Here is an 18753-nt window from a genome sequence, read left to right as displayed (position 1 = left end):
ACTGACTGCAATCAAGATGCTTTTCCTCCTTTCCCTTTTTCCTCTAAGAGGACAGGGACTTTCACTTTATCCATAACAGCCTTTAATTCATTTTTTAAACTAAACCAGTTTTTATTCGTATGTCCAGCCAAATAAACGATATTTCCTTCCGTCTGGATCCATATACGGCGATGTTGCCAATAAAAGCCCATTACAAGTCCAATCATCGTCACAAAGCAGCCAAAGTAAATCAGCGGCAAACTCTTATCTTTACGCACCATGAGCCCTGTAATATTCGTAAGGTCTGGCATGGAAAATTTAAATCCATACAGATTATCTACACCTGCAGCTGGCAAATACGAACCCAGGAAGATCCAGGATTTTTCTCCTTCTGGATTATCTGGTGTGATGGTATTGACAATGAAAGCAGGGTTATCCGGATTCGTGGATTTGGTGATTGGTTTTTTATCCTCTGTAAACTCGAAATCCGGAAAGTATTCAAGGATTTGTATTTTGGTATCCGCGGTAATTTGGTACTCAGGTTGCGGATTGTACAAGTCAATCTTAAACTTTCCTAGCTCTTCTCCCGTTTTTTCATTCATCAGCGCCATATTCAAAGCTGATAATGCATTCGGCTTTTGCCCTGCCTGAAACAACTGAAGGTCTTCATATTTTAAAGGATGGTTGACAAGGATCTCGTGCTCCGTTACTTTTTCTAGTTTCGGCTCGGCACCAGCTAAACCATGGTTAAGATTCTCGTAAAGCACCGCGTGGGTTTTATACGTCTTTACCACTTTGGCCCCTTCCTCTAATCCAATATCCTGCGGAAACTCATGGTCAGCATAATATTCAATAATAAAGCCATCATTTTTCACATAATAATGGGTGTCCGGCACTTTTTTTGTTTCACCATCTCGAACCCAAACATATTGATCTAGGTAAAATCCTGGTACAAGACGGAGCAATACACCTATTAAGAAAACAATTAAGCCAATATGATTAACATAAGGTCCCCAACGGCTGAAGCGGGCTTTTTCCGCCAGCAGAGCATCCCCTTCTCGTTTGATGGAATATCTGCGCTTCTTTAATTGCTCTTCAATCTTATCTAGCGTTTGGTTCCACTGGGCAGGTTTTTCGATCTGGGCAGCCAGCTTCTGTCGGATTAAAAAATTAGGGTTATGCTTTACTCTCTGTTTGTTTAACGCTTTATACAGCGGAATGATGCGGTCGATACTACAAACGATTAACGAAATTCCGATCATAAGCAGCAAACTCACATACCACCAAGATGTATACATATTATGAAAGCCTAATAAATAATAGAGTTCACCTATGGTCCCGTAAGTTTCTGAATAATAGATGTTCGCTGGCTTCGGTACAGGAATATACATTTCTTGCGGAAACACGGTCCCTATTATAGAAGCTAGCAGAACAACGATGATCATATAAACAGCAATCTTAACGGAGGAGAAGAAATTCCATATCTTATCTACGATCGTCTTATTATAGGTTTGAGATCGTCTTGCGGCTCCTTCGTAGCGCATATCCAACACTGCATCTTTATCTTTTACTGCTTCTCCAATGGGATTTCCACAGGCCTCGCAAATATAAGTTCCTACCGGATTGGCATGTCCGCACTGGCATTTGATGTCTTCCATGATACCACTCCTTATTCTGGTACGATAAGCTTCATATTCTCTGAAATGGTTTCCTCAGACATTGGGCCGCCAATCACTATTTTTTTTACGATCCCATCTTTATCAATGAAATAGGTAGTCGGTATCGGCCCGATTTCATATAGCTGAGTAATCTCGTTGGTTCGGTCCATCACAATGGGAAAGGTCAGCTGGTAACGTTCAACGAATGGCTTCACTGTGACTTCCGGCTGTCTAATATTGACCCCAATGACCGTTACACCCTGATCTTGATAATTCTTATACGCATTCTCTAAATCCGGCATCTCGGCTTCACAGGGCTGGCACCACGTTCCCCAAAAGTTAAGAACGACTCCTTTTCCTCTGTAGTCACTGAGCTGGAGCTTTTCGCCTTGCAGTGTGTTTAGGACAAAGTCAGGTGCAGGCTGCCCCGTTTGAACGACCGCTTTATCTTTAATAAATCCATTGTATAGCGCGACAGCAATTCCAATAAAAATCACAGCAAGAATTGCAAATCTTATCAGTGTACGAGAACGGTTCACGTCAAAAACCCTCCACTCCAGGTTATCCATTTATCTATTACTAGTAAAACTAATTTAATTATAACTTTAACATTTTGACAGTGAAAATGCGATTTATGAACTTTATATGACATTCTTTAAGGCGATTATTTCCTGTATGAAAAAAGGAAAAAAGGCTTTGACCTATTGTCAAGCCTAAGTAAATAGCTGACGAAGCTTGTCCACTTCCTGCGGAGTTAACATCCGATATTGCCTTGGCGCCAATTTCCCTAATGTGAGAAACCCCAGCTGAACCCTTTTCAGCTTGACCACAGGATGCCCTACAGCTTGACACATTCTTCGCACTTGGCGGTTTCGTCCTTCATGGATGGTCAGCTTGATCGTTGCCTGATTTAACTGGGGATCCTTAAACGTGAGCTCGGCTTGAGCCGGATACGTCATACCGTCCTCTAACATGACTCCCTCTCGAAGAGTCTTTAGCGCTTGCTCTGAGGGAATGCCCTTCACCGTAGCCAAATAAACTTTATCAATTTCAAAGCGAGGATGAGCAATTTTATTGGCCAGCTCCCCATCATTTGTCATTAAAAGCAGGCCTGATGTGTCTAAATCCAAACGCCCCACAGGATATACACGCTCTTTAATATCCTTGACCAGATCTGTAACCACTTTTCTTCCTTGCGGGTCACTTGCGCTAGTAATAACGCCTGTAGGCTTGTGCAGCATAAGGTACACAAATGGAACCTTGCCGATTACGTTTCCATCAACCTCGATCTTGTCGTGCTCATCATCTACTTTAAACCCCAGTTGGTCGACCTTCTTCCCGTTAACCATAACCCTTCCCGCTAAGATTAACTCCTCACACTTGCGTCTGGAGGCTACGCCTCTTGCAGCCAAAACTTTCTGTAGTCGCTCTTCCATATTCATAACCCTGCCTTATCTTATGATCTCAACCTATTCTACTTGATTACGAGGAAAATTCCAAAGATCGTACACATTATCCCTAACCACTGCGACAAGGTTACACTCTCATTAAAAGCCAAAACAGCAAAAAGAATGGCAATTATCGGGGAGGTAGCTGTGATCATCACGACTTGGCTTACATTGCCTTTAGCCAGAGCGTACAAGTAGGCAACAAACGAAGTCGGGATCAACAAACCGTTCAGCACGCTAAACGCTAGGGTCTGGGGAGTATAGTTGAATTGGACTCCACTTTTTTTAGCAATCATAAAATAGACGCACACCACCAAGGCGGTTGTCATCGTTGTTATGAAATTTACTTCTATAGGATGACCGGTGCGTAAGGCCTGCTTATCGATAATGACGTTTAACCCCCAGATAACTGTAGCAAAAAACAAACTTAAATAAAACATAGAAGTGTGCTCCCCCATGTATCAAACTTGAAAAATGGAAAAACTAGACACAAATATAAAGAAAAGAAGGGTGACTAATGAAAAAGCAACCGTTTGGAAAGACAGGACGCGAGTTTCCGCTCTTAAGCTTTGGGGCACAACGTATCGTGGATGAGCATGACTGTACAGAAGAAGACGCCATCCGCATTGTGAACGCTGCGATCGATCAAGGTATTGAATACTTCGACACCGCCCCTAGCTATTCGGATGGCCAATCTGAAGAGCGCTTAGGTAAGGCATTAGGTCATCGCAGATCCAAAGTGTGGATCGCAACCAAAACCCACGATCGAACGAAAGAGGGATCCCTCAGATTATTGGAGAAAAGCTTTAAACGCCTGCAGACCGATTATGTGGATGAGTGGAGACTTCATAACATCATGTATAAAGAAGAGCTTGATCAGGTTTTTGCCAAAGGCGGAGCCATGGAAGCCATGCTCGAAGCAAAGGAACAAGGAATGATTAAGCACATTAGCATTAGCGGTCATACGAACCCGCAGGTCCAGCTCGAGGCCATTGATCGTTATCCGTTTGACAGTGCCCTTGTTGCCTTGTCCGCTTTAGATCATCACATCTATAGCTTTCTGCATGAATTTGTTCCAAGAGCCAATGAGAGAGGCGTAGCGGTTATCGGAATGAAGGTCATGGCGCTGGGCAAACTCGTTCCGTGGTATGAAAAAGCGCTGCGCTACACCTTGGGCTTACCTATATCTACCACGATCGTGGGGATGGAATCAATGAAACAGCTGGAGCAAAACCTCGCGATTGCCAGAGCGTTTACGCCTCTTACAGAAATCGAACAGGTCGAATTCTTTAAGGACATTATTCACTTAGTTCGCCCAGACGTCCTGCGCTGGAAAACAGATAATTGGGTCAAGGCTGAGAACTGGTCCATCCGCTAGCTTTGACCAAACACCATGGTCACAATAAAGATGGCGGCTGCAATTCCTGCTAAGTCAGCAAGAAGCCCGACCTTTAAGGCATAAAGGGAATTTCGGATACCCACAGCACCAAAATACACGGTTAACACATACAGCGTCGTGTCCGTTGATCCTTGCATGGTAGAAGCTAGTCTTCCGAGAAACGAATCAGGTCCATGTGTCCCTATGATATCTGTTGTCACAGCGAGAGCTCCTGCCCCTGTAATGGGTCGCAGCAAGGCTAGGGGGAGGATTTCTCCAGGGACATGCAAAACTTCTAAAACGGGTCGCAGAAAAGATGTGATCATCTCTAGAGCCCCCGATTGTCTAAAGATAGATATCGCCACCAGCATACCGACCAGATGGGGAATAATCTTAATGGCGGTGCCGAATCCATCCTTCGCTCCTTCTACAAAAGATTCATAGACAGGAACTTTTTTGAACATCCCATACACTAGAATTGTAGCTAAAATAAGCGGGATGGCCCACACGGACGCATAACTAATTAATTCATACAATAGACTTTCACCCCTTTATTTTCGGCCGACGATTGCGAAGGCGATAGTATTTGTCCAATAATATGGCGGCACCTGTCGATACGAAGGTGGCAAAAAGGGTTGTTCCCACGATCTCGACAGCATTAGCCGATTCATAGTTCATCCGAATAGCAATGATGGTTGTTGGAATCAACGTAATACTTGAAGTGTTGAGAGCAAGAAAGGTACACATCGCCGGCGTGGCTGTTTTAGGATCGGGGTTGAGCTTCTGCAGCTCCTGCATCGCCTTAATTCCCATCGGTGTAGCAGCATTACCCAAGCCAAGCATATTCGCACTCATGTTCGATAAGATGTATCCCATTGCAGGATGATCCTTGGGAACATCCGGAAATAAAAACCGAGCGACAGGACTTAATAGCCGCTGCAGCTTCTTCAGCAAGCCAGCATCCTCGGCAATTCTCATCATCCCTAGCCAGAACGCTAATATACTGATGAGCCCAAAACAAACCGTAACCCCTGTTTTCGCTCCTTCAAAGGCAGCCTCACTGACGACTTCGATTCTTCCGTTTATTCCTGCAATAACAATACCTGTTAATATTAAGCCAAGCCAAATAAAATTAACCATCTACAAGCCCCCCCAAATGAGTGACTTGAAGATTGATAAAAAGCTCCAGCCACTCTCCTTACCTCCGGGACCAAGTGTTGACTTATCTCCTTCATAGACTAGTCCGATGCGACCGATCTGCTGGTCACGCAAATAAATATGTAGATAACCCGCTACTCCGCCCGGCAACAATTCCTTATATCCCTCTTCCATTACGATCTGTCGGCGAACATTCTGTCTTTCTCCTGACGCTAGCGGATAGTAAAAAGCATTAATGGAGTATAAACCTTTGCTTGCGTCCACATTTTCTTTTAGTCCGACAAGTTCTACTCGTTCGAACTGTTTGAAACCATAATCCAATAGACGAGCATGGTCACTCCAGTCACTCGGTGCGTTCAGGGTGACAACCGCGAGCTGGCGTCCGTCACGGGTAGCTGAAGATACAAGACATCGTTTTGCCAGCTTCGTATAACCTGTCTTTACCCCGTCCGCCCCTTCATAAAGATGAAGCATTTTATTTTTATTGATTAATTTGCGATCCCATTTTTCTCCATGTTGGGGAATATTAATGACCTTTGTCGATACAATCCGCTTAAAATCTTCGTTTTGAAGGGCATACGCCGAAATCTTGGCCATATCCACCGCAGTAGAGTAATGGTTATTGCTATCGTCTAAACCATGTGGGTTCGTAAAGTGGGTTTGGGTCAGACCTAAGTATTCTGCTTTCTCATTCATTAATCGGGCGAAGCCCTCTAAAGAACCCCCGATATGATGAGCAATGGATACAGCCGCATCGTTTCCAGACCGAAGCATCAGCCCGTAGAGCAAGTGCTCAAGTGTCAGCTTCTCGCCATGACGCAAATAAATCGAGGAACCTTCGGTCCCAATCGCCTGATCCGGCACGGCCACCATGTCGCTTAATCGGCCTTCTTCAATCGCCACGATGGCTGTCATTATCTTAGTTAAGCTTGCCACTCTCATTTTTTCGTAACCCTGTTTTTGATAAAGAATTCTCCCTGATTCTACATCAATGACTGCCGCAGACTGCGCAGAAATCCCCGGGGCAGCCTCGGCAGGGATGGAGAGCAGGGAAATAAGGTAAGCACATAGGATAATAAAGGAAATCCTTTTCTTTCTCCGATTCATTTAGTCCTCCTTAACCACAGCAGTTTGTACAAGTATATGCTTATCCCAATTCGTTATGTCAGAATCCCGGCAGGATTGTCTTGCGCAAAAGCTACCCTCACTACGGCAAACTAAAAAGGTGCCTGAGGAGAATTTATCCTCCTAGGCACCCTTCATAGTCTTCTTTATTTACTTAAGCAGCTTCGTACATGGCTTCAATTTTCTCATGGATTTCCTTGTCGGTCATTCCACCCTTAACCAAATGGATAAAGAGGGCTTCCACCCAAATTTGTGCTCGTTGTGAGATTTTCTTGTATTTCTTAGCTTCAGCAAACTTACGTTGCATGCGTGAATCGCTGTTTGTCTTAATGTTGTCTACAACAAACAGAGCTTGAAGACCTTGTTCCTGATCATATTGCTGATAATTCTTCTGTAATTCAGCAATAACTTCCTTATAATACTGGTCAAATTCTTTGAAATCAATTTCATCTTCCATCTTCAAATAGTCTAGCATCTTATTGTATAGTTCTTGAATCATCTTTAGCACTCCTCTATGTTAACTAAGAAAATATTATATCAGAAACTTATTTTAACCTGCAAAGCTTTTACTTAAGGTTTGTCCTTTAATTTCTGGAAGATTAAATCCACTTCCTGCTCGACTTCCTCGTCCACCTGTACAGCAGGGATCGGAGGTAAATCCCCAATATGCCTCAATCCAAAGTAATCCATAAACTCCTTGGTTGTTCCATATAGAATAGGTCTGCCTGGTGTCTCCGCTCTACCTGTTTCCTGAATCAATCTTTTTCCAATCAGTGTATTAATCGCCTTTTCGCACTTTACCCCACGTATTTCTTCAATTTCTGCTCGGGCAATCGGCTGCTTATAAGCTATGATAGCTAAAGTCTCCAAGGCTGCCTGAGAAAGAGTAGCTTGGGTGGGAGACGTCGCTAGTCTTTCGTAATAAACCGCGTGGTGAGGGAGTGTTGTTAATTGATAAGCGCCGGCAATTTCAATAATTTGCACACCCCGCGATGTTTGCTTAAAATCTTCCTTTAATTCGTTAAGCAATTCTTGGACAAGCTCTACCTCAAGCTCCATAATTTGGGAGATGGTTCGAGCCTCAATGCCCTCATCCCCCGAAACAAAAATCAATCCTTCCATGGCACTTTTCCATTGCGTCCGATTATCCATGCTGGCCCCCTCCCTTGCTAAAAGAAATGACGATATCATCGAACAAAGCATTCTGCTCACATGAAATCTCGTGCTTGCGCATCATCTCTAGAATAGCCATAAAGGTGGTGACGATTTCCGTCTTGGTTGGCCTGTCATCAAACAGTCGGGAAAAGCGAAGATTCCCTGATGCTGAAAGCATCGTTCGCAGTTCCTTGATGCGATCTCTTACCGAGACCTCATCTCTATGCACCTTGGACATCGTCTTTTCTTCCGGGTTCACCTTTTGCGTTAACACCTTAGACAACGCATCCATTAAGTCATATAATGTAACGTCCGCTACAGGGTTTTCTTCCTCAGCCGGTACGAAAGAGCTGAGATCCTCGGGAGAGCGGGAAAAAATCTTACTTCTCCCTACTTCTCGCTCCTTAAGCATCTCAGCCAGTGATTTAAACTTTTTATATTCCAGGAGACGTTCTACCAATTCCATTCGTGGATCATAGTCTTCTTCTAATTCAAACATGGGTTGAAAGGCCGGCTCTTCTTTGCGAGGAAGCAAAAGCTTGCTCTTGATCTCCAGAAGAGTCGCTGCCATGACTAAAAATTCACTGGCGATATCCAATTGGAATTCCTGCATGATATAAAGATATTGCATATATTGCTCTGTAATAAGCGTAATCGGGATATCGTATATATCCACTTCCGCCTTATCAATCAAGTGAAGCAAAAGGTCTAGAGGACCTTCAAAGGAATTTAACTTCACTTCATATGCCATAATAATCCCCGCCTGCTCTATTGGGCTGTTGATTATTATACAACAAAATTCCTTGATATGAATAGGAAAAAAAGAGGTTGTCCTAAGCAAAAGGACAACCTCTCTTCCATTATTCAGCGACAACCTTTACTTCTTTCATCTTATCGCCTTGCTTTATCTTGTCCACTACATCCATACCTTCAACAATCTTACCAAACACGGTATGAACGCCATCAAGATGAGGGAAAGCGTCGTACGTAAGGTAGAATTGGCTTCCTCCCGTGTTTTTCCCAGCATGCGCCATGGCCAGAACGCCTCTTTCATGCTTATGAGGGTTCCCTGCTGTTTCACAAGGGATGGTGTAACCAGGTCCGCCTGTACCTGTTCCGTGTGGGCATCCGCCTTGGGCTACGAAGCCTGGAATAACACGGTGGAACGTTAGACCGTTATAAAATCCTTCATTTGCCAGCTTTTCAAAGTTTCCTACGGTTCCTGGAGCTTCTTTTTCGTGAAGCTGGATTTTAACTTGTCCACCATTTTCCATGTCAATTAATGCATATTTACTCATATGTACTTCCACTCCTTTTGGCGATATGTAAAACATACCTATTAATTATACGATAAATGTCAACAAAAAGAAAACCAGCACAAAATATGCTGGTTTTCCATAAAATTATTTAGAGGCTAACATACTAGAAGGGATTCGGTCTTTCTGAATCAGGTCATCATAGGTTTCGCGTTCAACGATCACTTCGGCATGGCCATCTTTAACAAATAGGACTGCAGGTCTTGCAATCCGGTTATAATTGTTGGCCATGGCATAACCGTAAGCCCCTGTGCAGGAGACAGCAAGAATATCTCCTGAAGAGATGGTAGGTAATTCGATATCCCAGATCAACATATCACCGGATTCGCAACACTTGCCAGCAATGGAAACCAATTCTTCTGTTGCTTCCATCGCTCGATTGGCAAGCATGGCTTCATAGCGGGATTGATATAGAGCTGGACGAATATTGTCCGTCATTCCGCCATCCACTGAAACATACTTGCGAATGCCCGGGATGGTCTTAATGGACCCTATTTTATACAAAGTGGTACCAGCATCCCCTACAATGCTGCGACCTGGCTCAATCCAAATTTCCGGTAGCGTATAGTCTGCAGCTTGAAACTGCGTACGTACCTCATGAAGAATAGGATGAATATATTCAGCCGCCTGAAGAGGGGTATCTTCCTCGGTATAACGAATACCGAACCCTCCTCCTAGATTCAGTACTTGCACCTCGTAACTCGTTTGCTGCTTAAGCTCAAAGAGAAACTCGGAAAGCTTTGTCACTGCTCCGACAAAGCCAATCGTCTCAAAAATCTGAGAGCCGATATGGGAATGGATTCCAAGAACATGGAAGGAGTCCATCGTTAACGCCTTCTTCATCGCTTCCATAGCTTGACCTGTTGTGACACTAAATCCGAACTTGGAGTCGTCTTGCCCTGTAGAGATATACTCGTGCGTATGGGCAGAAACACCTGGTGTTAAGCGAAGAAGAATGTTGACTTTCTTTTTCTGATCTTTCGCTAGGGCATGCAGCAAGTCAAGTTCGTAAAAATTGTCGACTACGAAGCATCCAATCTCCGCATCAAGAGCCATCTCCAGCTCCTCTACAGTCTTGTTGTTGCCATGAAAGTGAATCCGCTCGGCGGGAAAATTCGCTTTAAGAGCGGTATATAGCTCGCCACCAGATACAACATCAAGAGAAAGTCCTTCTTCTGCGATTAATCGGCACATCGCCATAGACATAAAGGCTTTGCTCGCATAGGCTACTTGAAAAGAAAACCCTGATTGGTGAAAGGCTTGAATAAAATCTCTACACTTTTGACGGATCAGCTGCTCATCGTAAACAAACAAAGGAGTACCATATTGTTTCGTGAGCTCTATTGTATCGCAGCCACCAATGACCAGGTGGCCTTGTTCATTAATTTTACTGGTTCCATGAAGGTACACGTTCCTATCCCCTCCCCATGCTACAAACTTATATATCTATAAAATATACCACTCCACTGAAGAAGTGACAACCCACTTGCCTAAGTTGTAAACATTACTAACTTACTGCCTGTTGTTGTTTTGAGGGTGAACGATACTGGGTCGTTCTTTCATGGATGGTACGGACATACGTAAGATAATATTTTTCATTCCATTCCAGTTAAAAGGGATAAATGGCCATAAATAAGGTGTGTTTAAGGAGGTAGTTGAAGCCAGCACGATGATAAACAGCGTAATGCCTCCAACTAATCCTGGAATGCCAAAGGAAAATACTAAGGTCAGGAGCAGCAACCTCACTATACGGTTCGCTAAACTTAGCTCATAGCTGGGAGTAGCAAACATCCCAATGGCCGCCACGGCCAAATAAAGAATCGTTTCAGGCATAAACAAACCTACACTAATGGCTACGTCTCCAATTAATATAGCCGCAATTAAGCCCATCGCAGTAGCTAATGGTGAAGGGGTATGTACGGCTGCAAGCCGCATGAGGTCTAAGCCCACTTCAGCAAAGATAAATTGCCAAAAAATAGGGATCTCTCCCGTTTCCTTTGGTCCTATAAAGGCTAGCTCTGCAGGTAAATAACCTTTATTCAGTGCATAAAATAGCCAGACGGGGAGTAAAAATAAGGAAGAAAAAATCCCTAAAAATCTAACCCAGCGCAAATAAGCTCCTGCAATCGGTGTTTGACGATATTCCTCCGCATGTTGCACATGGTGAAACATCGTCGTAGGGGTAATCATGACACTCGGCGACGTATCCACATAAACGAGGACATGCCCTTCTAATAAGTGAGAAGCAGCGACATCCGGTCTTTCTGTATACCGGACAAGCGGATACGGGTTCCAGTTTCGACCAACAATAAACTCTTCGATGGTTTTCTCGGCCATGGGGACCCCATCGATTTGAATGTTCTGTATTCGTTCTTTCAGCAGCTCCACTAAGCCTGGATCTGCAACATCATCGAGATAGGCAATACAAACATCAGTCTTGGAACGTGTTCCTACTTGAACCATTTCCATACGCAATCTTTCGTCGCGAATTCGACGTCTCGTTAAGGCGGTATTCACTACAATATTCTCGATAAAGCCATCCCGAGAGCCTCGAACCACCCGTTCTGTATCTGGCTCTGCGGGACTTCTGCCAGGATAGCTGCGAGCATCGATGAGAAGAGCCTTATCCTCATCTTCAATGAGAAACAGTACCACCCCTGACAATAGTTTATCTATAGCCTCATCAAAGGTTTCAACCGTTTCGACCGACATATGCGTGGCGTATCGCTCTAAAAACTGCTTCAGAGTATTAGGAACGACTTCTTCACGCTTCAGGTCGGTCATGACATTGGCAATTATCGTCATCAGATTCGTATCGATCAGACCGTTGGTATAAAAAATGGCGATATCTTTTTCCGCAAAGTTCATTTCGCGGCATTTCATATCATAGCTAACCTCAGAGCTAATGCGCTCATTTAAGATTTTCTTGTTGAGTTCCAGCTTTTTAAAAAACTTTAGATCTTTTTTGTCTGCCACCGTCAGATCCTCAGCCTGTTTTCGCTTGGTTTTCTCAGGAGTTCTGATGGCCATAATATCCGCTCCTCTCTAATATAATCTCTACCGCTTTCGTTGTTACGGGAGCTCCGTGTGTAAAATGATCTCTCCCATGCATTTTACCGATATCCCCCACACCGACCACGATAGGAGCATTGATACGACTAAGGATGTCCACGGTATCCCCGTTGATATGTGTTTTGGAATCGCAGTGTTCTACTCCGTCCTTATCCACGGAACATTCGGTTTCCTGAGCGTCTAGATTCACGCAAGTATCAACATCTACGCCGTCCACCATGGGAGTGTTAGACGCTACCGCGACAATTCCTAACACATTGACATCAGGATGATTGGCCACAATTTCCAATGCTCTTTCTCCATCGCCCTCGCTGCCGTTTCCATTATCATCAAACATCACCAGAACCGGATCGTATTTTGCTCTCATCACTTGCTCGACAATCTCCTCTCCACTCAAGGGCGTGGGATTGCCTGCCGATCTGGAAATACAACGGCCGCCAATATTTTGCGCTACCACTTCCACGGCCTTCTGAGCTACTTGATCGCCATCGGTTATGATAATGATATCTCGTTTGACTTTTTCCTTCATCTCTATCATCCCTTCGGTTTAAAGACTAGAGCACCAAGAAAGCCAAAAACAATGGCTGAAGAAATCCCCGCACTAGGCACTTCGAATATTCCAGTTACAATGCCGATTAAGCCATTTTTCTCTGCTTCTGCCCAAGCCCCGTGGTATAAAGCATGCCCGAAGCTCGTAATCGGTACGGTGGCACCTGCCCCTGCAAAGTCAATCAATGGATCGTACAAGCCTAAACCATCCAAAACAACCCCTGTGACAACCAACGTACTCATTACATGAGCTGGTGTCATCTTCGTCAGATCCAACATCAACTGTCCAATTAAACAAATCAAACCACCAACTAAGAAGGCAATAAAGTATTCACTCATACTAACACCCTTTCCATCGCAACTCCGTGTGCTATACAAGGAATGGACTCTCCTTGCTGGAAGCTGACCGGACTGAACAATGCTCCTGTGGCTACAACCAAAACTTTTTGGTATTTACCGCTGCATAGCCCATTCACAATGTGGCTATAGGTAACAACAGCACTTGAGGCACAGCCGCTTCCTCCTGAGAATACGTCTTGATCCTGCCGATAAATCATCATCCCGCAATCCCGGTAATGCGGTGACATCTCATAACCTGCATCCTTTAGCATGTCTTTAAGAATCGCATATCCCACTTTTCCCAAATCCCCCGTCACAATAAGGTCATAATGATCCGGGGTTCGATTAAGATCTTGAAAATGCTTCATAATGGTATCTGCGGCTGCAGGCGCCATCGCGGTTCCCATATCAAACGGATCTTTAATTCCCATATCGACTACTTTCCCAATGGTGGCGTGAGTGATTCTAGGTCCAGAGCTCCCTAAGCCAACGACAGATGCTCCGGCACCAGTAACCGTCCACTGGGCATAGGGTGGTTTCTGCCCCCCATATTCCGTTGGATATCGAAACTGGCGTTCAGCCGTAGAATTATGGCTGCTGCAACCGGTTAAGGCATGACGGACAAACCCTCCCTCTACAAGAGAAGCAGCAATCGCTAACCCCTCCATGGAAGTGGAGCATGCTCCGAATAAGCCGAGAAGGGGAAGATCAAGTCCTCGTGCCGTATAATTGGAGGTAATAATCTGGTTCAGCAAGTCTCCTGCGAGCATCACATCAATGTCCTCTCCCGTAAGGCTGGCCTTCTGAAGCGCGGCATCAACGGCTTTGCCCAACATTTTGCGCTCTGCCTTTTCCCAGGAATCTTCGTGTGCATAATTATCTTGAAACACGCAGTCAAACTCTTTTCCTAAGGGGCCGTCCCCTTCTAATGGACCCGTCGCGACTCCTGAGCCAAGGATCCGGATATCTTTTCTGAATCTCCACGTCTGCCGGCTTACGCGCGGTAAATGGCTCACCAAAAATCCCTCCTCCTTTTAAAAAATGAATAACCAGAGCGTTTTCAGTAAAGCAACAAGAAAGGCTGCTACGACGCCATATACAATAACAGCACCTGCTAATTTAAACATGTTTCCGCCAACCCCAAGCACCCAGCCCTCACTTCGATGCTCAATGGCTGCCGATGCTATTGAATTGGCAAAGCCCGTTACAGGTACAGCGGATCCTGCACCAGCAAATTGACCAATGTTATCATAGACCCCTAAGCCTGTAAGAAGGACCGCCAGGAATATGAGGGTGGCAACCGTAGGATTGCCAGCGTTTTGTTCAGTAAATCCAAAAAACGCGATATAGAAATTGGTTATTCCTTGACCCAAGGCACAGATCAAGCCTCCTATGGTAAAGGCCTTAAAGCAATTGAAGGCGACGGGCTTCTTGGGCTTGTATTGTTGTGCATGCTTTGCATATCCATCCTTTGACCATTTCCATCCTGTCTTTTGCATTGATTGGTTGCCAGCCATAGTTTACAAACCTCGCTATCTTCTAGGTGATTGTAAGGGATAGCGTTCCTCGATCCAGCTTGCAGTATAAGCGTAAAAAAAAACCAAACCGAGATTAGATCTCGATTTGGTCTTTGATTGTCTTCAATATCTTCTTTTCTAGCCTTGATACTTGAACCTGGGATATCCCAAGTCGATCAGCGACTTCAGACTGAGTCTGATCCCTAAAGTATCGAAGAAAAACAATAAGTCTTTCTCTTTCAGAAAGCTTGTTGATTGCCTCTTTTAAAGCCATTTTATCGAACCATTTTCCTTCATCACTGTCAGAAATCTGATCCATTAATGTAATCGGATCTCCGTCATTCTCAAAAACAGTTTCGTGAATGGAAGAAGGAGCGCGGTTGGCTTCTTGAGCAAACACCACTTCCTCTGGGGTAACACCAAGTTCATCTGCAATTTCTACAATCGTGGGGATTCTCCCAATCTTTTTGGATAAATCATCCTTAGCTCTTCTTACCTTATTTGCCATTTCCTTTAAGGAGCGGCTTACCTTCAATGTTCCGTCATCGCGAAGAAACCGTTGGATTTCACCGATAATCATGGGTACCGCATAGGTTGAAAATTTCACATCATAAGACAAATCAAACTTGTCCACTGCCTTCAGGAGGCCAATGCAACCTATCTGGAACAGATCATCTGCTTCATACCCGCGATTAAGGAAACGCTGTACAACTGACCATACCAAACGGATATTGCAATTGACCAGTTTTTCACGAGCACCCTGATCCCCATTCTGACTTTGTTCGATCAGCCTCTTGACTTCTTCGTCACTCAAATAGGGATGATTAGCGTTTCGTACGTCTGTCTCCATAGGCATATCTCCCTACTAGTTGCAAAGTGCTTGATTTTTAACTAAATTTTTCCTCAAGGTGACTCTTGTGCCCACGTTAGCCCCTGTTAGGATCTCTACAGAATCCATGAAGTTTTCCATGATGGTAAAGCCCATGCCAGAACGTTCCAGCTCGGGCTTCGTCGTGAAGAGCGGCTGTCTTGCCTCGTCAATATTATCAATTCCAATACCTTTATCTTCGATCATAACTTCAATATACTCATCATTGTAATGAGTAACGATCGTCACTAATTGATCCGCATTTTCTTCGTACCCATGAATAATCGCATTGGTTACGGCCTCTGACACCGCTGTTTTAATTTCCTCGAGCTCGTCCAATGTGAGATGAAGCTTGGACACAAAAGAGGCTACCGCTACCCTTGCGAAGGCTTCGTTCTCGCTTCTAGCTGAAAACTCAATTCTCATATAGTTTTGGTTCTGCATATTAAGCCACCCCCAACAGCTGAAGTGCTTCGCCTTCATTTTCTCGGATCTTGATAATTTTAAAGAGTCCAGATAACTCAAATAATCGATAGATCAGAGGGTTAATGGAGCATACGACCATCTCACCACCGCGTCCAGTTATCTGTTTGTATCTCCCTAAAATAACCCCAAGACCAGAGCTGTCCATAAAGTGGAGGTGTTCTAGGCTTAGAACGATATTTTGCACATTGCCCCTAAGGATCTTATCCTCCATCTGCTGTTTCAGCTTCTCAGCTGTATGATGATCAAGCTCGCCGCTCAAGCGGACAATGAGCACATTCGATAACACATCTAGATCAATATGCAAACTCAATTCCATTCACTCCTTGTAGTTTCCGTCTTACCCGTATGTTTCTACAAGGGATGAGGTAATTCCTGCCAGTCGACAAAACTAGAAAAAAAGCGAGAAATCTTGTCGCTATTCCTGGATCATGAACAATCGCTTGGTGCTTCGCTTCATAAGCTGCCACCAAGTTGCTTTTTCCACGTTCGCTTCGGCAACTAGAGTAAGCTTAGCTACTTCAGTACCTTGTTTACGAATGATCATTTCACCCAGAACTTCACCTTGTCTAATCGGAGCGACAACTTTTTCCTTCACGATGATCTCTTTCTCAAAGTCCTCTGCTTTCTCACCTTTTTTGGCAAGAATTCCAAATTGCTGCGGTGCCACCAGATTCATTTTGTCTACGGAGCCCTTGTTCACTTCCACTTGAGCAATCACATCCCCTTTTTTAACCATGGGGAAGGATTGGTATTGAGAAAAAGCATAGTCGAACATCGAGGTGATCTCTTTGTTGCGTGTCTTAGAGTCCGGCTCGCCCATGACAACGGCAACGACTCGCATATTATCCCTTTTCGCTGTGGCTGTCAGACAGTATTTTGCTTCCGATGTATAACCGGTTTTCAGTCCATCCGCCCCTGGATAGAAGCGCACTAGTTTATTTGTATTCACCAGCCAAAATGGCTTACTCGAATCTTTACGTAGATAATCTTGGTATAAACTCGTATATTTTGTTATTTGTTCATGCTTTAGCAATTCACGTGACATCATCGCGATGTCATGAGCTGTAGAATAATGATTTTCAGCAGGTAAGCCATTTGTATTGGCAAAATTGGTATTTTGCAACCCAAGTTCCTTGACACGTTGATTCATCTTCGTGACAAAGCCCTGCTCGGTTCCTCCAAGGTGTTCTGCCATAGCAACGGAAGCATCATTTCCTGAAGCAATGGCTATCCCTTTAATCATTTCTTCCACACTCATCATTTCGCCTGGTTCAAGGAAAATTTGCGAACCTCCCATGGAAGCGGCATATTCACTTGTACGCACCTTGTCTGTAAGCTTAAGCTCACCTCTGTCAATAGCTTCCATAATCAATAGCATTGTCATAACCTTCGTAATACTGGCCGGCGGCAATTTTTCATGTGAATTCTTTTCGTAGATCACAGTTCCTGTGTCTACTTCTACCAGAATTGCAGATTTTGCATTTGGAGCCAAATCAACACCAGATTCCTGAGCAAAACTGGAAAAAGGTAGTAAACATAGCATCATGGCGACAAACAGCCCAACCTTGTTTTGCATAAATCTCCCTCCAAACTAGAATAAACAAAGAGTTTAGGTGCATTTCAATTCTAGTCTGGCCTAACGAATGGTTAAATATACCAACCCCGATACAAAAAAAGAAAGCTCTGCATAGCAGAACTTTCTCGCTTAGTAATAAATATGACATGCCGTAAAATGACCTGGCTTAACCTCTTTCCACTCCGGCTCCACCTTCGAACAGATGTCCATCACCTTCGGACAACGAGTTCGGAAATGACAACCAGACGGCGGGTTCATCGGGCTTGGAACATCGCCTTGCAATACAATTCTTTCACGGCTCTTTTCTAGCTCAGGGTCTGGAATGGGAATAGCAGACAATAGCGCTTCGGAATATGGATGTAGAGGCTCAGCATAAAGATTCTCACTAGAGGCCAACTCTACCATCTTTCCTAGATACATAACGGCTACACGGTCACTAATATGCTTAACCATGGATAAATCGTGAGCAATAAATAAATAGGTAAGTCCCATTTTATTTTGCAATTCTTTTAGCAGGTTAACGACTTGAGCTTGAATTGAAACATCAAGTGCAGAGATTGGTTCGTCACAGATAATAAACTTAGGCTCGACAGCAAGCGCACGAGCAATCCCAATCCTTTGGCGCTGTCCGCCGCTGAATTCATGCGGGAAGCGGTTGATATGCTCTGGATTCAATCCGACCAGCTTCAAAAGCTCTTGAATACGCTCTTTTCTTTTTTCCCCTTTAGCTAATCCATGAATATCTAAAGGCTCACCAATAATATCTCCTACTGTCATTCTTGGGTTTAATGAAGCGTATGGATCTTGGAAGATCATCTGAATTTCCTTGCGCGATTCCTTTAACTCTCTAGCTGATAGCTTTTGAATATCTCTTCCCTCAAACAACACTTCTCCTTCAGTCGCATCATATAAACGAAGGATTGTACGTCCAGCGGTAGACTTTCCGCAGCCTGATTCCCCTACGAATCCTAGCGTTTCTCCGCGATGAATGACAAAATTCAAGTCGTTAACGGCTTTAACAACAGATTCCCCCGCAGGGAAAAACTTTTTAAGTCCCTTTACCTCTACTAAAACGTCGCTATGCTTTTGTGTTTGCTTCACGTCTTTAAATTTCACTGCCACAAGTAAA

The 18753-nt window shown here is 44.1% G+C and carries 23 protein-coding genes; 1 reads left to right on the top strand and 22 read right to left on the bottom strand.

Features of this window, described 5'->3' with window-relative positions:
• Positions 1 to 11: 11 nt before the first annotated feature.
• The 4 genes from resB to EIZ58_RS02370 form a co-directional block, all read right to left on the bottom strand.
• Entirely contained in the window at positions 12 to 1637 is a 1626-nt protein-coding gene (resB, locus tag EIZ58_RS02385; RefSeq protein ID WP_134698917.1) for a cytochrome c biogenesis protein ResB, read from the bottom strand.
• An 11-nt stretch (positions 1638 to 1648) separates the two neighbouring features.
• Complete coding sequence (gene resA / locus EIZ58_RS02380) at positions 1649 to 2176, bottom strand: thiol-disulfide oxidoreductase ResA (protein ID WP_134698916.1); 528 nt, start codon at positions 2174 to 2176, stop codon at positions 1649 to 1651.
• A 174-nt stretch (positions 2177 to 2350) separates the two neighbouring features.
• Complete coding sequence (locus EIZ58_RS02375) at positions 2351 to 3073, bottom strand: pseudouridine synthase (RefSeq protein ID WP_134698915.1); 723 nt, start codon at positions 3071 to 3073, stop codon at positions 2351 to 2353.
• 38 nt (positions 3074 to 3111) lie between these two features.
• Positions 3112 to 3525, bottom strand: coding sequence for an EamA family transporter (locus tag EIZ58_RS02370; protein WP_167577444.1), 414 nt, complete (start codon positions 3523 to 3525; stop codon positions 3112 to 3114).
• A 77-nt stretch (positions 3526 to 3602) separates the two neighbouring features.
• Here EIZ58_RS02370 and EIZ58_RS02365 point away from each other — a divergent pair, with 77 nt between their 5' ends.
• Positions 3603 to 4463 carry an aldo/keto reductase gene (locus EIZ58_RS02365; RefSeq protein ID WP_134698913.1) on the top strand — a complete coding sequence of 287 codons (861 nt, stop codon included), beginning with the start codon at positions 3603 to 3605 and terminating at the stop codon, positions 4461 to 4463.
• Here the strand turns inward: EIZ58_RS02365 and EIZ58_RS02360 are convergent.
• The 18 genes from EIZ58_RS02360 to EIZ58_RS02275 all read right to left on the bottom strand — a co-directional run bounded on the left by EIZ58_RS02360 (position 4460) and on the right by EIZ58_RS02275 (position 18746).
• Entirely contained in the window at positions 4460 to 4999 is a 540-nt protein-coding gene (locus tag EIZ58_RS02360) for a spore maturation protein (RefSeq protein WP_134698912.1), read from the bottom strand. The two genes, EIZ58_RS02365 and EIZ58_RS02360, sit on opposite strands and share 4 nt — an antisense overlap.
• A 7-nt stretch (positions 5000 to 5006) precedes the next feature.
• Positions 5007 to 5603 carry a nucleoside recognition domain-containing protein gene (locus EIZ58_RS02355; RefSeq protein ID WP_134698911.1) on the bottom strand — a complete coding sequence of 199 codons (597 nt, stop codon included), beginning with the start codon at positions 5601 to 5603 and terminating at the stop codon, positions 5007 to 5009.
• Entirely contained in the window at positions 5604 to 6728 is a 1125-nt protein-coding gene (locus EIZ58_RS02350) for a D-alanyl-D-alanine carboxypeptidase family protein (RefSeq protein WP_134698910.1), read from the bottom strand.
• A 172-nt stretch (positions 6729 to 6900) separates the two neighbouring features.
• Positions 6901 to 7245 (bottom strand): hypothetical protein, encoded by a 345-nt coding sequence (locus EIZ58_RS02345; protein ID WP_134698909.1) that lies wholly within the window; start codon positions 7243 to 7245, stop codon positions 6901 to 6903.
• A gap of 71 nt (positions 7246 to 7316) precedes the next feature.
• A complete protein-coding gene (gene scpB, locus EIZ58_RS02340) occupies positions 7317 to 7898 on the bottom strand; it encodes an SMC-Scp complex subunit ScpB (protein ID WP_134698908.1) in 582 nt (193 codons plus the stop codon).
• Positions 7891 to 8652, bottom strand: a complete 762-nt coding sequence (locus EIZ58_RS02335) for a segregation and condensation protein A (RefSeq protein WP_134698907.1) — start codon at positions 8650 to 8652, stop codon at positions 7891 to 7893. The genes scpB and EIZ58_RS02335 overlap by 8 nt, the downstream gene beginning before the upstream one ends.
• Before the next feature lie 109 nt (positions 8653 to 8761).
• Positions 8762 to 9199 carry a peptidylprolyl isomerase gene (locus tag EIZ58_RS02330; RefSeq protein ID WP_134698906.1) on the bottom strand — a complete coding sequence of 146 codons (438 nt, stop codon included), beginning with the start codon at positions 9197 to 9199 and terminating at the stop codon, positions 8762 to 8764.
• 105 nt (positions 9200 to 9304) lie between these two features.
• A complete protein-coding gene (gene lysA / locus EIZ58_RS02325) occupies positions 9305 to 10627 on the bottom strand; it encodes a diaminopimelate decarboxylase (protein ID WP_134698905.1) in 1323 nt (440 codons plus the stop codon).
• Between the two features lie 102 nt (positions 10628 to 10729).
• On the bottom strand, positions 10730 to 12247 hold the full coding sequence (locus EIZ58_RS02320; protein ID WP_134698904.1) for a spore germination protein: 1518 nt from the start codon (positions 12245 to 12247) through the stop codon (positions 10730 to 10732).
• The gene (spoVAEA, locus tag EIZ58_RS02315) at positions 12228 to 12818 is read right to left on the bottom strand and encodes a stage V sporulation protein SpoVABEA (protein WP_134698903.1); all 591 of its coding nucleotides are present in this window, start codon (positions 12816 to 12818) and stop codon (positions 12228 to 12230) included. Before spoVAEA ends, EIZ58_RS02320 begins: the two co-directional genes overlap by 20 nt.
• A gap of 5 nt (positions 12819 to 12823) precedes the next feature.
• Positions 12824 to 13177 (bottom strand): stage V sporulation protein AE, encoded by a 354-nt coding sequence (gene spoVAE, locus EIZ58_RS02310; protein WP_134698902.1) that lies wholly within the window; start codon positions 13175 to 13177, stop codon positions 12824 to 12826.
• On the bottom strand, positions 13174 to 14193 hold the full coding sequence (spoVAD, locus tag EIZ58_RS02305; protein WP_370297595.1) for a stage V sporulation protein AD: 1020 nt from the start codon (positions 14191 to 14193) through the stop codon (positions 13174 to 13176). Before spoVAD ends, spoVAE begins: the two co-directional genes overlap by 4 nt.
• An 18-nt stretch (positions 14194 to 14211) precedes the next feature.
• Entirely contained in the window at positions 14212 to 14694 is a 483-nt protein-coding gene (spoVAC, locus tag EIZ58_RS02300; protein ID WP_134698900.1) for a stage V sporulation protein AC, read from the bottom strand.
• Between the two features lie 94 nt (positions 14695 to 14788).
• Positions 14789 to 15544, bottom strand: coding sequence for an RNA polymerase sporulation sigma factor SigF (gene sigF, locus EIZ58_RS02295; protein ID WP_134698899.1), 756 nt, complete (start codon positions 15542 to 15544; stop codon positions 14789 to 14791).
• 15 nt (positions 15545 to 15559) lie between these two features.
• Positions 15560 to 16006 carry an anti-sigma F factor gene (gene spoIIAB / locus EIZ58_RS02290; RefSeq protein WP_134698898.1) on the bottom strand — a complete coding sequence of 149 codons (447 nt, stop codon included), beginning with the start codon at positions 16004 to 16006 and terminating at the stop codon, positions 15560 to 15562.
• 1 nt (position 16007) lies between these two features.
• The gene (gene spoIIAA, locus EIZ58_RS02285; protein WP_134698897.1) at positions 16008 to 16358 is read right to left on the bottom strand and encodes an anti-sigma F factor antagonist; all 351 of its coding nucleotides are present in this window, start codon (positions 16356 to 16358) and stop codon (positions 16008 to 16010) included.
• A 105-nt stretch (positions 16359 to 16463) separates the two neighbouring features.
• On the bottom strand, positions 16464 to 17624 hold the full coding sequence (locus EIZ58_RS02280) for a D-alanyl-D-alanine carboxypeptidase family protein (RefSeq protein WP_134698896.1): 1161 nt from the start codon (positions 17622 to 17624) through the stop codon (positions 16464 to 16466).
• A 129-nt stretch (positions 17625 to 17753) separates the two neighbouring features.
• Complete coding sequence (locus tag EIZ58_RS02275) at positions 17754 to 18746, bottom strand: ABC transporter ATP-binding protein (RefSeq protein ID WP_305033848.1); 993 nt, start codon at positions 18744 to 18746, stop codon at positions 17754 to 17756.
• Positions 18747 to 18753: the final 7 nt, after the last annotated feature.

Source organism: Ammoniphilus sp. YIM 78166 (assembly GCF_004522215.1).
Lineage (GTDB): Bacteria > Bacillota > Bacilli > Aneurinibacillales > RAOX-1 > YIM-78166.
Note: the sequence above shows the minus strand (reverse complement) of the source record. Positions and strands in the feature narration are given on the sequence as shown.

Coding starts and splice junctions, on each gene's coding strand:
- EIZ58_RS02280 (WP_134698896.1), bottom strand. CDS start 17,624: ATGCAAAACAAGGTTGGGCTGTTTGTCGCCATGATGCTATGTTTACTA.
- EIZ58_RS02355 (WP_134698911.1), bottom strand. CDS start 5,603: ATGGTTAATTTTATTTGGCTTGGCTTAATATTAACAGGTATTGTTATT.
- EIZ58_RS02350 (WP_134698910.1), bottom strand. CDS start 6,728: ATGAATCGGAGAAAGAAAAGGATTTCCTTTATTATCCTATGTGCTTAC.
- spoVAEA (WP_134698903.1), bottom strand. CDS start 12,818: ATGAAGGAAAAAGTCAAACGAGATATCATTATCATAACCGATGGCGAT.
- spoIIAB (WP_134698898.1), bottom strand. CDS start 16,006: ATGCAGAACCAAAACTATATGAGAATTGAGTTTTCAGCTAGAAGCGAG.
- resB (WP_134698917.1), bottom strand. CDS start 1,637: ATGGAAGACATCAAATGCCAGTGCGGACATGCCAATCCGGTAGGAACT.
- EIZ58_RS02365 (WP_134698913.1), top strand. CDS start 3,603: ATGAAAAAGCAACCGTTTGGAAAGACAGGACGCGAGTTTCCGCTCTTA.
- EIZ58_RS02345 (WP_134698909.1), bottom strand. CDS start 7,245: ATGATTCAAGAACTATACAATAAGATGCTAGACTATTTGAAGATGGAA.
- EIZ58_RS02375 (WP_134698915.1), bottom strand. CDS start 3,073: ATGGAAGAGCGACTACAGAAAGTTTTGGCTGCAAGAGGCGTAGCCTCC.
- spoVAE (WP_134698902.1), bottom strand. CDS start 13,177: ATGAGTGAATACTTTATTGCCTTCTTAGTTGGTGGTTTGATTTGTTTA.
- scpB (WP_134698908.1), bottom strand. CDS start 7,898: ATGGATAATCGGACGCAATGGAAAAGTGCCATGGAAGGATTGATTTTT.
- EIZ58_RS02330 (WP_134698906.1), bottom strand. CDS start 9,199: ATGAGTAAATATGCATTAATTGACATGGAAAATGGTGGACAAGTTAAA.
- EIZ58_RS02335 (WP_134698907.1), bottom strand. CDS start 8,652: ATGGCATATGAAGTGAAGTTAAATTCCTTTGAAGGTCCTCTAGACCTT.
- spoVAC (WP_134698900.1), bottom strand. CDS start 14,694: ATGGCTGGCAACCAATCAATGCAAAAGACAGGATGGAAATGGTCAAAG.
- EIZ58_RS02370 (WP_167577444.1), bottom strand. CDS start 3,525: ATGTTTTATTTAAGTTTGTTTTTTGCTACAGTTATCTGGGGGTTAAAC.
- sigF (WP_134698899.1), bottom strand. CDS start 15,544: ATGGAGACAGACGTACGAAACGCTAATCATCCCTATTTGAGTGACGAA.
- EIZ58_RS02320 (WP_134698904.1), bottom strand. CDS start 12,247: ATGGCCATCAGAACTCCTGAGAAAACCAAGCGAAAACAGGCTGAGGAT.